Below are 13,961 nucleotides of genomic sequence, written 5' to 3'. Positions count from 1 at the left end.
GACCCGTGGGGGCGCGTCAGTGGGTCCGCGATGTCCTGACGCAGGTGTACGAACGCCGGCTGGCGCGCCAGCTGGTCGGGGTCGACGTCCCCCGCCACGTCGGCGCGATCATCGACGGCAACCGCCGCTGGGCCCGGGCCACCGGACTGCTCGACCCCAACGCCGGGCACCGCCGTGGCGCCGACCGGATCGCCTCGTTCCTGGGCTGGTGCGACGAGGCCGGCGTCGAGGTGGTCACCCTCTTCCTGCTCTCCACCGACAACCTGTCCCGGCCCGAGCCGGAACTCACCCCGCTGCTGCGGATCATCGAGGGCGTCGCCGAGGACCTCTCCGCGCCCGACCGTCGCTGGCAGCTGCGGCCGGTCGGCGCGCTCGAGCTGCTGCCGGCCGAGACCGTGGCCGTGCTGAAGCAGGCCGAGGAGGTCACCCGCGGCCGCCCGGGTGCCCACGTCAACCTCGCCGTCGGGTACGGGGGACGGCGGGAGATCGCCGACGCCGTCCGCTCGCTGCTGGCCGAGCACGCCAGCCGGGGGACCTCGCTCGACGAGCTGGTCGAGGTGCTCGACGTCGAGCACATCGCCGAGCACCTCTACACCCGCGGCCAGCCCGACCCCGACCTGGTCATCCGCACCAGCGGCGAGCAGCGGCTCTCGGGGTTCCTGCTCTGGCAGACGGCGCACTCGGAGTTCTACTTCACCGACGTCTACTGGCCCGACTTCCGCCGCGTCGACCTGCTGCGGGCGCTGCGCGCCTACGCTGCGCGGCACCGCCGGTTCGGGGGCTGAGAGACTGGCGCCCATGGCACCCGGCGCGGTCGACGTCCCCCTCGAGTACGTGAAGCTGGGACTGCGGTTCGACCGCCTGGAGTCCGGGTTCGTCGACGCCTACACCGGTGAGAAGCGGATCCGCGCGCAGGTCGAGGCCGAGCCCGCGCCCACGCCCCAGGCGCTGCGCGACCAGGCCCGGGCGCTGCTGCGCGAACTCGACGCCGCGGGGCTCCCCGCCGACTGCGCCGACTTCCTCCGCGGCCAGCTCACCGGGCTGGAGTGCACCGCCCGGAAGATGAGCGGCGAGCCGGTGGCCTTCCTCGACGAGGTCCGCAGCTACTTCCAGGTCGACCTCACCCTCGGCGACCCCGCCGACTACGCCGCCGCGCACGCCGAGCTCGACGCGCTGCTGCCCGGCGACGGGACCCTGGCCGAGCGCTACGCCGCCCACCGGCGGCGCGAGGAGTGCCCGCCGCAGCGGCTGGAGGCGGCGGTGCACGCGCTGTCGAGCGCGCTGCGCGACCGGGTGCGCGGCCGGTACGGGCTGCCCGAGGTCGAGACGGTGCGCTACGAGGTGGTCACCGACAAGCCGTGGTCGGGCTTCAACTACTACGAGGGCGACTACCGCTCCCGCGTGGCGATCAACGCCGACCTGCCGCACCGGCTCAGCCAGCTGGTCCACCTGGTGGCCCACGAGTCCTACCCCGGCCACCACACCGAGCACTGCCGCAAGGAGCGCGGGCTGGTCGAGCGCGCCGGCCACCTCGAGCACACCGTCTTCCTGGTCAACACCCCCGAGTGCCTCATGGCCGAGGGGCTGGCCGACCTCGGCGTCGACGCCGCCGTCGGCGCGGGCTGGGGACCGTGGTCGGCGGAGGTCCTCGGCGACCTGGGCCTGCGCTTCGACGGGCACCTCGCCGAGCGGATCGCCGCGGCCACCGCGCCGCTGAACCGGGTGCGCCAGGACGCCGCCGTGCTGCTGCACGACCGGGGCGCCGACGCCGACGAGGTGGCCGGCTACATCCAGCGCTGGTCGCTGGTCAGCGCCGAGCGCGCGCGCCAGCAGCTGCGCTTCCTCACCCACCCCCTCTGGCGGGCCTACATCACCACCTACGTGGAGGGCTACGACCTGCTGCGCCGCTGGCTGGGCGCCCGCCCCGCCGACCAGGACGTCGCCGGCCGCTTCGTGCGCCTGCTCGACGAGCCGCTGACCCCCGCCGCCGTCACCGCCGAGCTGTCGGCCGCCTGAGCCGTGCCGCGCCGCGACCCCCGGGAGGCCCGCGCGCTGGGACTGTGGACGGCGGGCTGGCTGTTCGCGCTGCTGCTGGCCGGCCTGCTCTGGATCGGCGACCTGCGCGTGCAGTGGCCGGTGCTGCTGGTGCCGGTGCTGTGGGCGGTCGTGGCGGCCCGGCCGCGGCGGGGGAGGGGCGTGCCACCCCCTGCGCCGGAGACCTGGGAGCTGCCGGCCTCGCGGCCGCTGCCCAGGCCGCCGGAGTCGCACTGGAGCTGACCCGCTGGTGGGGTGGTTGGGGCGGCTGGGTCCCCCCGACGGAGGACACGCCGCCTGCTCGTCATGTGACTGTCACCTCCCCGCTCTAGCGTCCGGGGTGGACGACGGGCCCGCCCCGGAGTCCACGGGAGGCCCGGTTGGTGCAGACGTCCTCGTCGACCAGGGGGGCCGGTTCCCGGCCCCTGCGCCGGGACCCGGCCACCTTCGAGAAGGGGTGCAGCCCGCGCCCCAGGGGAGACGACTCGTGACCACTCGCCGCACGTACGTCCTCGACACCTCCGTCCTGCTGTCCGACCCCCGTGCGCTGCTGCGCTTCGGCGACGCCGACGTGGTGCTCCCGCTGGTCGTCATCGGGGAGCTCGAGGACAAGCGGCACCACCCCGAGCTCGGCTGGTTCGCGCGCCAGGCGCTGCGCCTCCTCGACGACCTGCGCGTCGCGCACGGCCGGCTCGACGCGCCGGTCCCGGTGGGGGAGGACGGCGGCACGCTGCACGTCGAGCTCAACCACAGCGACGCGGCGGTGCTCCCCGCCGGCTTCCGCAACGACAGCAACGACAGCCGGATCATGGTCGTCGCGCTGAACCTGCGCGCCGAGGGCCGCGACGTATGCCTCATCACCAAGGACGTGCCGCTGCGGGTCAAGGCCGCTGCCGTCGGGCTGGACACCGACGAGTACCGGGCGCTCGACGCCGTCGACGCCGGCTGGACCGGCATGGCCGAGGTGCCGCTCGACGACGCCGAGATGTCGGCGCTCTACGACAGCGGCGAGGTGTACGTGCCCGCGGCCGCGGAGCTCCCGGCGCACACCGGGCTGGTGCTGCTGTCCTCGCGCGGCTCGGCGCTGGGCCGGGTGACGCCGGACAAGCAGGTGCGGCTGGTCCGCGGCGACCGCGAGGCGTTCGGACTGCACGGGCGCTCGGCCGAGCAGCGGGTCGCGCTGGACCTGCTGCTCGACCCGGAGATCGGCATCGTGTCGCTCGGCGGGCGGGCGGGTACGGGCAAGTCGGCGCTCGCGCTGTGCGCGGGCCTGGAGTCGGTGATGGAGCGGCGGGCGCACAAGAGGGTCGTCGTGTTCCGGCCGCTGTACGCCGTCGGCGGGCAGGAGCTCGGGTACCTGCCCGGCAGCGAGGGCGAGAAGATGTCGCCCTGGGCGCAGGCGGTCTACGACACCCTCGGCGCGCTGGTCTCCCGGGACGTGCTCGACGAGATCGCCTCGCGGGAGCTGATCGAGGTGCTGCCGCTGACCCACATCCGCGGCCGGTCGCTGCACGACTCGTTCGTGATCGTCGACGAGGCGCAGTCGCTCGAGCGCGGCGTGCTGCTGACGGTGCTGTCCCGGCTGGGCAGCGGCTCGCGGGTGGTGCTCACCCACGACGTCGCCCAGCGGGACAACCTGCGGGTCGGCCGGCACGACGGCGTGGCCGCGGTGGTCGAGCAGCTCAAGGGGCACCCGCTGTTCGCCCACGTCACGCTGACCCGCTCGGAGCGCTCGCCGATCGCCGCGCTGGTCACCGAGATGCTGGAGGACCTCCCGCTCTGACCGCTCGCCCGGTCCCTCTGGCCGGGCTCTTGCGGTGTCCCCGGCTCTCCTGCGGTCCTGCACCACCGCAGGACAGGGGCGGCACCGCAAGAGCCCGGTCAGAACGGCCGTCCGGCCCGGGTGAACGCCCGGCGGATGCGTCGGTCGACCACGGTCGGCGCATCCAGGTCGGCCCACGTCCAGCGAGCGACCTCCCAGCCCGAGTCGCGGATCTCGTCCTCGCGCAGCTTCTCGCGGAACACGATGTCGCCGGGGTCCCGTCCCTCGTCCGCCCGGTACTCCACTCGCCCGTCGAACTCCCCGACGGTCCGGTGTGCGTGCCAACCGAAGTCACACCGGCCCACCACCGATCGGTCGGGCCGGAGGAGCCGCACCTGCAGGTCGGGCGAGGGGAGCCCGAGCCGGTGGAGCAGCACCCGGCTGCGGCTCTCGCCGACGCTCTCGCTGCGTCCGTCGGCGAACGCGACGACCCGGGCGGCGCGGCGCGACCCGGGCACCGGGCCCATCCGGTGCAGACACGCGGTCAGGTCGCCCCGCGTCATGCCTCCAGCGGCCAACGCGGCGTCGGCGGTGACGACCGCGGACTCGAGGGACACCGAGCGCGCCAGGTCCACGACCGTCCGCGCCAGGCCGGTCAGGAGGACGCCGTCGACGAGGGTCGTCTCGTCGTCGGGTAGGCGTGCGACGTGGAGGTGGACCCGAGCGCTGCCGCTCCCGGCGGCAGGCGGCCGTCTGGTCACGTGTACCCGGCTGGTGTCGACCCGCCACAGCGGCAGGCCGTGGAGCACGGCGGCCGAGGCGTGGCTGACCACGCTGCCGTCCCGGAGCGCAGGTGCCGTCGCCAGGACGAGCGCGCGGTGCCGCGACAGCCCTGCCGTCGGTCGCCGGCCTGGGCGACGTGCGCGGAGCGGATCTGTGGACGACGTCCCAGCCTGTGCTCCTGCGGTGCCGCTCGTGCTCCTGCGGTGCCGCAACACCGCAGGAGCGTGTGCGACACCGCAGGAGCGGGGTCAGGCCGTCGGGGGCGGCTCCTCCGCCTCGGGCGCGGGCGCGGTGCTGCGCCGTGTCGGGCGAGAGCGGGGCGGCGTCGCGGCGTACCGCAGCAGCGCCACCGCGCCCCAGCCGGCCAGCAGGCACCAGGGCAGCCGGGCGGCGACCTCGTCGGCCGAGAAGTCGCCGCGCACGCCGAGCGCGAGCACCGGCAGGGCCAGCACGAGCCCCACCGCGAGGACGTCCCAGCGCAGCGGACTCATGACTCAGCGGTCTCCAGCCGCTCGCACAGCAGCGACGCCCAGCGGTGCGCGGTCGCGCGGACGCCGTCGACGAGGGCCACCGGCGCGGTGGTGCGCCCGAGCACGGCGGCGGGGTCGGCGGTGAGGTCGGTGTCCTGGACGACGAGCGCGTCGACGCGCGGCAGCCCGTCCAGCCACGGACCGACGTCCTCGGCCTTGCGGGTCGCCTCCACCACGGCCCACACGGCCACCGGCGAGAAGATCGCCATGACCTGCTCGAGCCAGGTGCGGCCCCCGGCGCGCACGGGCGCGTCGACCGCGACGACGGTCGGCGTGCCGGCCCGCGCGGCCTCCTGCTTGCGCTCCAGCGCGGTGTCGACCGAGGTGATCCGGCTGCTCTCGGGCGCGAGCGCGGCGAGGTCGCCGCGGGTGGCCCACTGCAGCCGGTCGGGGTCGAGCCGCATCGAGACCGACAGCGACCGTGCGGCCGCCAGGGTCTCCACGCCCGGGCCGACCACGAGCAGCACCTCACCGGCACCTGCCGGGGCCGCCGGGGCGGCCGGGAGGGAACGCAGCGCGCGGGTCAGCCCGGCGTAGGTGCCGCTCGCGGCGACGTCGGCCGCGAACGTGCCGCCGAGCAGGTCCGCGGGCACGCCGAGCGCCCGCAGCCGGGCCACGACGCCGGCCGCCTCGACCATCCGCGGGTCGACCAGTCCGCGGCCGGAGCCGGCCACGGCGCGCTCGCGCACCGAGGGGACGACGACGCGGCCCGCGCGCGTGTCGACGGGCAGGCGGGTGACCGTGGCCAGCCCGGTGGGCCGCGGGGGAGCGGTCACCTGCGCGACGGCCCGTCCGGGCACCGGCGGCAGCCGCCGCGGCGGCACCGGCGGGCGCGACAGCAGCGGCGGCACGGCGAGCGCGGTCCCGGGCCCGGGCGGGAGGAGGGAGAGCGGCGGCAGGACGGCGGTGGCGTCGTGCAGCACCGGTGCCGGGTCGCTGGCAGTCGGGGCCAGCGCGACCAGCTCGGAGCCGGCCTCCGCGGCCTCCGCGACCTCCCACTCGTCGCTCTCCGCCGACGCCTCGACCCACTCCGGCTCCTGGTCCATGCGCCGGGCGGTGGCCGGCACGGGCGGGCGGCCGCGGTGCACGCCGCCCTGCGTCGACGCGCTGGCGAGGACGCCGCGGAGGATGTCGGTGAGCGCGTCGTCGGGGGTGTCGTGCGCGAGGGCGGCGCGCAGCACCTCGGCGATGGCCTCCTCGCGGCCGGTGGCCGGCCCGGTGGGGTCCGGGTCGCTCCAGGCGGCGGGGACCGGCTGCGGGGCCGGCACCTCGATGGGCTCGACGACGACGGCCGGCAGCACGTCGGTGGTGAACTCGTCGGCCGCGTCCTCGTCCTCTGCGGGGGGCTCCTGCGCCGGCGCGGTCACGGCCTCGGGGTCGCCCAGCAGCTCGTCGAGCAGGGAGGCCTCGTCGCCGTCCGCCGGGGGGAGCTCCCCGACCTCGGCCGCGGGCTCCTCGGCAGCGGCGACCGGCTCCGGTGCGGGCGCGGCCGCCGGGCGTGCCACGGGGGCCGCCGGCTCGGCCCACATGTCCACGTCCGGGACCGGCCGCTCGGCGGCGTCCTCGGCGACCGGCTCCTCGGCGGCCGGCTCCTCGGCGGGGAACTCGTCGACGACGACCTCCGGCTCCGCGGCGACCGGGGCCGGGACGGGCGGGGGCGCGGCCATCGCGGCGGCCAGGGCGGCAGCCAGCGGCATCGCCGGGGCGGCCGGTGCCGGCGTGGGCGTGCGCAGCACCGACCGGGCGGCGGGCTCCTCGGCGACCGGAGGCACCGGCGCAGCGGGAGCCGGCTCGACCGGCGCGGACGCCGTCGCGGCCTCGGTCAGCGCCCGCAGCGCCTCGGCCGCGGAGGAGGCGGCCGCGGCGCGCACCGCGTCGTCGACGGCCTCGCGGACCTCGCGGTCGCCGGCCGCGACCTGCGCGAGCGCGGCGGTGAACAGCGAGGGGCCGGCGGGCTCGGCCGGCGTCGCCGGCGGGCGCACCGCGGTCCGGGGCGCCCGGCGGGGAGCTGCAGCGGTCGCGGCCGCCGGACGGCGCGGCACCGCGGCCGCCGGGCGGAAGGCGGTCGCGCCGGAGGCCGGCGTCCGGGCCGCGGCGACCGACGTCCGGGAGTAGAGGTCGACGTCCGGGTCGGCGGCGCCGGACCCGAGCAGGCCGGCCAGCTCGTCCACCGGGTCGGGCAGCGCGGCGGGCCGGGCCGCCGGCCGGGTGGTCGGCCGGGCGGCCGCCGGCCGGGAGCGGTGCAGCTCGGTGGCGCGCAGGAAGGCGCCGGTGTCGGCCAGCGGGCCGGGGTCGCGGCTGAGCGCGGCCTCGATCCGGCGGGCCGACTCCGACTTCGAGGCGGGGGCGCGGCGGGCGGGCTCGGGCTCCTCCACCTCGGCGACGAACCGCTCGGTGGCGAAGAAGCCGAGCACCCCGCCGGAGCGGATGCGGCGCACGCCGACGATCCGGACGGCGTTGCCGTAGCGCTCCCGCGCCGCGGCGACCGCGGCCTCGGGCGTGGGCGCCTCAACGGATGGCAACGGCACCGCTCACCACTCCCAGGGACTCGATCTGGGCCGTCCGGGAGACCTCCGTGTAGGAGATCACCGGCAGCCGGGGCAGGACCTGGCGGACCAGGCGGGACAGCGCCGCGCGGACCTGGGGCGAGCAGACCAGGACCGGCGACAGGCCGTGGTCCTCGGCGCCCTCGAGCAGCCCGGTGCACCCGGTGACCAGCGCGTCGACCGAGCCGGCGTCCAGCGCCAGGACCTGGCCGCCGTCGCTGTGCCGGACCGCCTCGAGCAGCCGCTGCTCGAAGGACGGCTCGAGGGTGATCACGTGCAGCCGCTCGTCGGGGGTGACGTAGGGGTGGCTGATCGCCGCGCCCAGCGACGAGCGCACCGCCTCGACCAGGCCGTCGAGGTCGGTCGAGGTCTTCGCCCGCAGCGACAGCGCCTCGAAGATGCGCACCAGGTCGCGGATGGAGACGTTCTCGGTGAGCAGCGCGTGCAGCACCCGCTGGATCTCGCCGAGGGTGAGCAGCGCCGGGGTGAGCTCCTCGACGACGACCGGGTGGGTGCGGCGGACCATCTCGACCAGCAGCCGGACGTCCTCGCGGCCGAGCAGGTCGGCGGAGTGCTGGCGGACGACCTCGGCGAGGTGCGTGGTGATGACCGAGGAGCGGTCGACGACGGTCGCGCCGGCCATCTCCGCCTGCCGCTGCAGCTCGGCGGGCACCCACTTGGCGGGCAGGCCGAACACCGGCTCGCGGGTCGGCCGGCCGGGCAGCCCGTCGAGGGCGTCGCCGATGGCGAGCACGGTGCCGGCGGGGGAGATGCCCTTGGCCGCGGGGACGCCGTTGAGCCAGATGACGTACTGCGACGCCGGCAGGTCGAGGTTGTCGCGGGTGCGGACCAGCGGGATGACCAGCCCGGTCTCCATCGCGACCTTCCGCCGCAGCGCCTTCACGCGGTCGAGCAGGTCGCCGCCGCGGGCGGTGTCGACGAGGTCGACGAGGTCGAAGGCCACCTCGAGCTCGAGCGGGTCGACCCGCATCCGCTCGGCGATCGCCTCGGGGGAGTCCGGCCGCGGCTCGTCGTCCTCGGCGGTGGCCGGCGCCGTCTCGTCCCCGTCCGGCGCCTCCTGCATCCGGGCGGCCATGAGCAGGAAGGCCCCACCGATGAGCAGGAACGGCAGCTTCGGCAGGCCCGGGATCAGGCACAGGGCCAGCGCGGCGCCGCCGCTGATGCGGACCGGCTGCCGGAACCGGCCGAGCTGGCCGAGCAGGTCGCTGCCCATGTCCCCGTCGGAGGCCGAGCGGGTGACGATGATGCCGGTCGCGGTGGACAGCAGCAGCGCGGGGATCTGCGAGACCAGGCCGTCGCCGACGGTCAGCAGCGAGTAGGTGGCGACCGCCTCGCCCGGCGCCATGTTCTTCTGGACGACGCCGACCGCGAAGCCACCGACCAGGTTGATCAGCGTGATGATGATGGCCGCGATCGCGTCGCCCTTGACGAACTTCGAGGCGCCGTCCATCGAGCCGTAGAAGTCGGCCTCGCTGGTGACCTCCGAGCGCCGCTTGCGGGCCTGCTCCTCGTTGATCAGGCCGGCGTTGAGGTCGGCGTCGATGGCCATCTGCTTGCCGGGCATCGCGTCGAGGGTGAAGCGCGCGCCGACCTCGGCCACGCGGCCGGCGCCGTTGGTGATCACGACGAACTGGATGATCGTGAGGATCACGAAGATCACCAGGCCGACCACCAGCGAACCGCCGATGACGAAGTGCCCGAAGGCCTCGATGACCTTGCCCGCGTAGCCGTCGCTGAGCACCAGCCGGGTCGACGAGACGTTGAGCGCCAGCCGGAACAGCGTCGCGATGAGGATCAGCGACGGGAAGACGGCGAAGTCCAGCGGCCGCTTGATCTGCATCGACACCAGCAGGATCAGCAGCGCGGCGGTGATGTTGAACCCCAGCAGCAGGTCCAGCAGCGCCGCCGGCAGCGGCACGACCAGCATCAGGACGATGGCGACGACGCCGATCGGCACCGCGGCCCTGGTCATCCCTCGCACGGACCCTCCATCGGCAGCCCCCCGGTTCCGGCCCACCGCGTTCGGCCCACGCGTCACAGCCGTCCCACCGCCGCCGGGCATCGGAAGCCATCCGCACGTCTGGACCGCCGAGACGTGCGGAGAGCTTCCAATGCCTGGGAGGTCGGGTCAGGAGGCGATCGGGGCCCTCCGGCGGCCGGCCCGCGGCAGCCCGGTGACGTCGGGGGCCTCGAACCCGGGACGGTGGAACCCGCCGCGCACGCCGCGCGCGCCCAGCTGCATGACGAAGGCGAGCACCCGGGCGACGGCGGTGAACAGCTGCGGCGGCACCTCCTGGCCGAGCTCGCAGGAGGCGTGCAGCGCCCGGGCCAGCGGCACGTCCTGCACCATCGGCACCCGCGCCTCGGCGGCCCGCTCGCGCAGCCGGGCGGCCACCTCGTCGGCGCCCTTGGCCACCACGCGGGGGGCGCCGCGCTCGGGCTCGTACCTCAGCGCCACGGCCACGTGCGTGGGGTTGACCAGCAGGACGTCGGCCTCGGCGACCTCGGCCATCATCCGGTTGCGCGACATCGCCAGCTGCATCGACCGCCGGTGGCCCTTGACGTGCGGGTCGCCCTCGGAGTTCTTGTGCTCCTGCTCGATCTCGTACTTCGTCATCCGCAGCTTCTTCATCGTCTGCACCCGGACGACGACGTAGTCGGCGATCGCGATGACCAGGCCGGTGACCGCCACGACCCGGAACATCAGCACGGCGGAGTCGGCCACGGCCGAGGTGACCGCCGACAGCGGCAGCGCGCCCGACGCCGAGACCAGCTCCTGGGCCCGGTCGCTGGTGGTGACCACGACCACCCCCAGCGCGATCGTCTTGATGACCGCCTTGGTCGCCTCCCAGAGACCGTGGGTGCCGAACATCCGCTTGATCCCCGGGAAGGGGTTGAGCTTCTTCAGCGTCGGCTTCATGCCCTTCGTCGCCAGCGCCACCCCGCCCTGCGCCGCGGAGGCCAGCACCCCGGTCAGCAGCAGCGCCAGCGCGACCGGCAGCACGGTCGCGAGGAAGGCCGACAGCGCCTGCCCCAGCAGGGGGTCGACCCGCGACACCTCCGGGTGCTCGATGACCGTCCCGACCTGCACGAACAGCCGGCCCACCTCGTCGAAGGTGTTGCCCACCAGCATCGGCAACAGGGCGCTGGCCACCGCGACCCCCGCCCAGGTGCCCAGCTCCTGGGTGCGCGGGATCTGCCCCTCCTTGCGCGCCTCCTTCAGGCGCTTGGGAGTGGGCTTCTCGGTCTTCTCGCCGCCCGGTCCGTCCTTGGCCACCGGGGCTCACCCGCTCCGCAGGCCGACGACGGCGCGGGTGGCCTGCTCGAGCAGCGCGTCGAGGGCCGAGGGCAGCAGCGGGAAGGTGAGGCCCAGCAGCGCCAGGGTCAGCATGATCTTCACGGGGAAGCCGATGGCGAAGATGTTGAGCGCCGGCGCGGCCCGGGAGAGCAGGGCGAGCGCGACGTCGGCGAGCAGCAGCACCGCCACCATCGGCCCGGCGATCTGCAGCGCGGCCAGGAACATCATCGAGAAAGCGGTCAGCACCACCTCGCCGATCGAGTCGGCGGGGTACCCGCCGGTCACCGGCAGCCCCTCGTAGGAGGTGGCGAAGCCGCGCACCAGCAGCAGGTGCCCGCCGCTGGTGAACAGCAGCGTCGTGGCCAGCAGCGAGTGCAGCTTGCCCATGACCGAGTTCATCGTCATGGCCAGCGGGTCGTAGGCCGGCTGCAGGGTGAAGCCGCCGGTGACGTCGATGAGCTCCCCGGCGAGCTGCACCGCGGTGAAGAACAGCTGGACGACGAAGCCGAGGGCCGCGCCGATGGCGACCTCGCTGACGGCGGTGACGACGAGGAAGCCGGCGCTGGGCTCGGGCAGGCCGGGCGCCACGCGGTCGACCAGCGCGACCGACAGCGCCAGGGCCAGCGCCCCCTTGACCGGCGCCGGGATCGTGCGGGTGTTGAACGGTGGGGCGAGCAGGACGAACCCGGCCGCCCGGGCGGTGGCGAGCAGCAGGGCCGCGAGGGTGACCGCCGGGACCTCGAGGTCCATCCGGTCAGGTCCGCCCGAGCAGTCGCGGCAGCTGGTCGAACAGGTGCTCGGTGAAGCTCACCATCTCGGCGAGCACCCAGTTGCCCGTGACCAGCAGCGCGACGGACACCGCGATGATCTTCGGAACGAACGACAGGGTCGGTTCCTGGATCTGGGTCGCGGCCTGGAACAGCGAGATGAGGAACCCGACCAGCAGCGCGGTGAGCAGGACCGGGGCGGCCACCTTGGCGCCCACGGTCATCGTCTGCACCGCGATGTCGGTGACGTCGGCGTCGCTCACGTGTAGCTGCCCACGAGCGCGGTGGTGATCAGCGCCCACCCGTCGACCACGACGAACAGCAGCAGCTTGAACGGCAGCGACACGACCGACGGCGGGACCATCATCATGCCCATCGCCATGAGCGCGGCGCTCACGAGCATGTCCAGCACCAGGAACGGGATGAACACGACGATCCCGATGATGAAGGCGCTCTTGAGCTCGGAGAGGACGAACGCCGGCACCAGGGTGGTCATGCTGACCGCGGCCGGGTCCTCGGGCTGCTCCTCGCCGGACAGGCCCACCATGAGCTGCAGCTCGTCGTCGCGGGTGTTGCCGAGCAGGAACTCCCGCAGCGGCACGACGCCGGCGTCGTAGGCCTGCGAGACCGTGATCGCCCCGTCCATGTAGGGCTGGACGGCGACCTCGTTGACGTCGGAGAAGACCGGCCCCATCACGAACAGGGTCAGGAACAGCGCGATCCCGGTGAGCACCGAGTTGGGCGGGGACTGCTGCAGGCCCAGCGCGTTGCGGGTCAGCGACAGGACGATCGCGATCTTGGTGAACGACGTCGCGAGCAGCAGCACCGACGGCGCGACCGACAGGATCGTGACCGCCAGGATCAGCGTGATCGACGTGCTGGGGCTGCCGTTGCCCACCGAGATGTCCACGCCGCCGTCGACGGCGGGGACGGCGGGCGCCGTCGGGGGCGTGGGCGCGGTCGGGGCCGCCGCGGCGGGCCGGGCCAGCGGCACGCCGGCCACGGCGCAGCCCAGCAGCGCCGCGGCGACGACGGCGGCGCGGCGGGTGCGGCCCATCAGCGGCGGACCGTCCGCTCGCGCAGCCGGCCGACGAGCTCGGACCAGGCGGCGCGGTCGAGCACCGAGCCGGCGAGGGCGCCGCCGACCCGGCCGGGTGCGGCGGCGGTCAGCGCCGGCACGCGTCCCGGGCTCCCGGCGACCGCGCGCTCGGCCAGGGTCGCCTCGACCTCCTCGCCGTCGAGCTCGGCGAGCAGGGTGACCTGCTGCTCGGTGGCACCGACGACCAGCACCCGGTCGCCGATGCGCAGCACGTTCACCGTGCTCGCGCGGCCCATGCGCTGGTGGGCGACGACCTCGACCAGGCCGCCGGAGGAGCCCAGGCCGCGCTTCTTGGCCAGCCGCGCGGCGAACCACAGCACGCCGCCGACGAAGGCCAGCGACAGCAGCAGTCGCACGACCATCCAGGTCACGGCCGATCCTGCCCGAGCTCGGCGGCGGCGTCGGTGACGATCTCGCTGATCCGCAGGCCGAAGTCCTCGTCGACGACGACGACCTCGCCGCGGGCGATGAGCGTGCCGTTGACGAGCAGGTCGGCGGGGGCGCTGGCGGCGCGGTCGAGCTCGACCACCTCGCCCGGGTGCAGCGAGAGCAGCTCGCCGACGGTCATCCGGGTGCGGCCGATCTCCACGGTGACCTCCATGGCCACGTGCCGCAGCAGGTCGAGGCTGCCGCGCCGGGCGCGGGGCGCCGTCGGCAGGGTGACCTGCAGCGCCAGCGTGGCGACGTGGTCGGCGCCGGCCGCGAGCGGCACGGCGACGAGCATGCCCTTGTCGCGCAGCCCGTCGAGCGCGGTCACCGGGTCCTCGGTGCGCTCGCTGTCCACGCGGACCCGGCCGAGGGTGGCCGCGGCCGCCTCCAGCGCCGGGCGCAGCGCGGTGGCGACGTCCATCGGGCCGACGGGGGAGTTGTCCAGGGCCTCGACCACCTCGGCGGAGAGCACGAGGACGACGTCGCCGGTGACCTCACCGGACAGTCGGGCGCTGACCGCGGCCGCGGCGGCCGGCGGGACGGGCACGGCGTCGGGGTCGGTGACCGCCGCACCGGCGACGAGCTCGGCGCCGGCCGGGACGAGGGCGGGCGCCGCGCGGGGGGCGGCCACCACGACCCTGGTGATTGCCGCCGCGGGCCGGGTGTGGTAGAGCGTGGGGGGCAAGCGGGGT

Annotated in this window: 14 protein-coding genes; 4 read left to right on the top strand and 10 right to left on the bottom strand. The window is 75.3% G+C overall.

All coding sequences use genetic code 11. The features are described from left to right. Positions 1–5: 5 nt before the first annotated feature. The 4 genes from ACI78U_RS19725 (at position 6) to ACI78U_RS19710 (ending at position 3,817) form a co-directional block, all read left to right on the top strand. Positions 6–785 carry an isoprenyl transferase gene (locus ACI78U_RS19725; RefSeq protein ID WP_456877088.1) on the top strand — a complete coding sequence of 260 codons (780 nt, stop codon included), beginning with the start codon at positions 6–8 and terminating at the stop codon, positions 783–785. A 13-nt stretch (positions 786–798) separates the two neighbouring features. After that, positions 799–2,016, top strand: coding sequence for a DUF885 domain-containing protein (locus ACI78U_RS19720; RefSeq protein ID WP_456877087.1), 1,218 nt, complete (start codon positions 799–801; stop codon positions 2,014–2,016). A gap of 3 nt (positions 2,017–2,019) precedes the next feature. Then, complete coding sequence (locus ACI78U_RS19715; RefSeq protein ID WP_456877086.1) at positions 2,020–2,277, top strand: hypothetical protein; 258 nt, start codon at positions 2,020–2,022, stop codon at positions 2,275–2,277. Positions 2,278–2,521: 244 nt separating this feature from the next. Further along, positions 2,522–3,817: a PhoH family protein gene (locus tag ACI78U_RS19710; RefSeq protein WP_456877085.1), complete on the top strand. Its 1,296-nt coding sequence runs from the start codon at positions 2,522–2,524 to the stop codon at positions 3,815–3,817. 98 nt (positions 3,818–3,915) lie between these two features. Here ACI78U_RS19710 and ACI78U_RS19705 read toward each other — a convergent pair whose 3' ends face one another. From ACI78U_RS19705 to fliN, 10 genes are all read right to left on the bottom strand, one after another. Beyond that, positions 3,916–4,629 (bottom strand): hypothetical protein, encoded by a 714-nt coding sequence (locus ACI78U_RS19705; protein WP_456877084.1) that lies wholly within the window; start codon positions 4,627–4,629, stop codon positions 3,916–3,918. Between the two features lie 198 nt (positions 4,630–4,827). After that, a complete protein-coding gene (locus tag ACI78U_RS19700) occupies positions 4,828–5,070 on the bottom strand; it encodes a hypothetical protein (RefSeq protein ID WP_456877083.1) in 243 nt (80 codons plus the stop codon). Continuing rightward, positions 5,067–7,637 carry a hypothetical protein gene (locus ACI78U_RS19695; protein ID WP_456877082.1) on the bottom strand — a complete coding sequence of 857 codons (2,571 nt, stop codon included), beginning with the start codon at positions 7,635–7,637 and terminating at the stop codon, positions 5,067–5,069. The genes ACI78U_RS19700 and ACI78U_RS19695 overlap by 4 nt, the downstream gene beginning before the upstream one ends. Next, the gene (gene flhA, locus ACI78U_RS19690) at positions 7,618–9,648 is read right to left on the bottom strand and encodes a flagellar biosynthesis protein FlhA (RefSeq protein ID WP_456877081.1); all 2,031 of its coding nucleotides are present in this window, start codon (positions 9,646–9,648) and stop codon (positions 7,618–7,620) included. Before flhA ends, ACI78U_RS19695 begins: the two co-directional genes overlap by 20 nt. 156 nt (positions 9,649–9,804) lie before the next feature. After that, the gene (locus ACI78U_RS19685) at positions 9,805–10,953 is read right to left on the bottom strand and encodes an EscU/YscU/HrcU family type III secretion system export apparatus switch protein (RefSeq protein WP_456877080.1); all 1,149 of its coding nucleotides are present in this window, start codon (positions 10,951–10,953) and stop codon (positions 9,805–9,807) included. A 6-nt stretch (positions 10,954–10,959) separates the two neighbouring features. After that, the gene (gene fliR / locus ACI78U_RS19680) at positions 10,960–11,724 is read right to left on the bottom strand and encodes a flagellar biosynthetic protein FliR (RefSeq protein WP_456877079.1); all 765 of its coding nucleotides are present in this window, start codon (positions 11,722–11,724) and stop codon (positions 10,960–10,962) included. Between the two features lie 4 nt (positions 11,725–11,728). After that, positions 11,729–12,004, bottom strand: a complete 276-nt coding sequence (fliQ, locus tag ACI78U_RS19675; RefSeq protein WP_456877078.1) for a flagellar biosynthesis protein FliQ — start codon at positions 12,002–12,004, stop codon at positions 11,729–11,731. Beyond that, positions 12,001–12,798, bottom strand: a complete 798-nt coding sequence (gene fliP, locus ACI78U_RS19670; RefSeq protein ID WP_456877077.1) for a flagellar type III secretion system pore protein FliP — start codon at positions 12,796–12,798, stop codon at positions 12,001–12,003. Before fliP ends, fliQ begins: the two co-directional genes overlap by 4 nt. Continuing rightward, positions 12,798–13,202, bottom strand: a complete 405-nt coding sequence (locus tag ACI78U_RS19665; RefSeq protein ID WP_456877108.1) for a FliO/MopB family protein — start codon at positions 13,200–13,202, stop codon at positions 12,798–12,800. The genes fliP and ACI78U_RS19665 overlap by 1 nt, the downstream gene beginning before the upstream one ends. A 5-nt stretch (positions 13,203–13,207) precedes the next feature. Next, entirely contained in the window at positions 13,208–13,954 is a 747-nt protein-coding gene (gene fliN / locus ACI78U_RS19660; protein WP_456877107.1) for a flagellar motor switch protein FliN, read from the bottom strand. Positions 13,955–13,961: the final 7 nt, after the last annotated feature.

It is taken from the genome of Geodermatophilus sp. SYSU D00710, assembly GCF_054050195.1.
This window is presented reverse-complemented; position numbering and strand designations above follow the sequence as displayed.

What these genes read in the sequence shown, in the direction of transcription:
- fliR (WP_456877079.1), bottom strand. Translation starts at nt 11,724, where the DNA reads ATGGACCTCGAGGTCCCGGCGGTCACCCTCGCGGCCCTGCTGCTCGCC.
- ACI78U_RS19700 (WP_456877083.1), bottom strand. Translation starts at nt 5,070, where the DNA reads ATGAGTCCGCTGCGCTGGGACGTCCTCGCGGTGGGGCTCGTGCTGGCC.
- ACI78U_RS19720 (WP_456877087.1), top strand. Translation starts at nt 799, where the DNA reads ATGGCACCCGGCGCGGTCGACGTCCCCCTCGAGTACGTGAAGCTGGGA.
- fliP (WP_456877077.1), bottom strand. Translation starts at nt 12,798, where the DNA reads ATGGGCCGCACCCGCCGCGCCGCCGTCGTCGCCGCGGCGCTGCTGGGC.
- ACI78U_RS19665 (WP_456877108.1), bottom strand. Translation starts at nt 13,202, where the DNA reads ATGGTCGTGCGACTGCTGCTGTCGCTGGCCTTCGTCGGCGGCGTGCTG.
- flhA (WP_456877081.1), bottom strand. Translation starts at nt 9,648, where the DNA reads ATGACCAGGGCCGCGGTGCCGATCGGCGTCGTCGCCATCGTCCTGATG.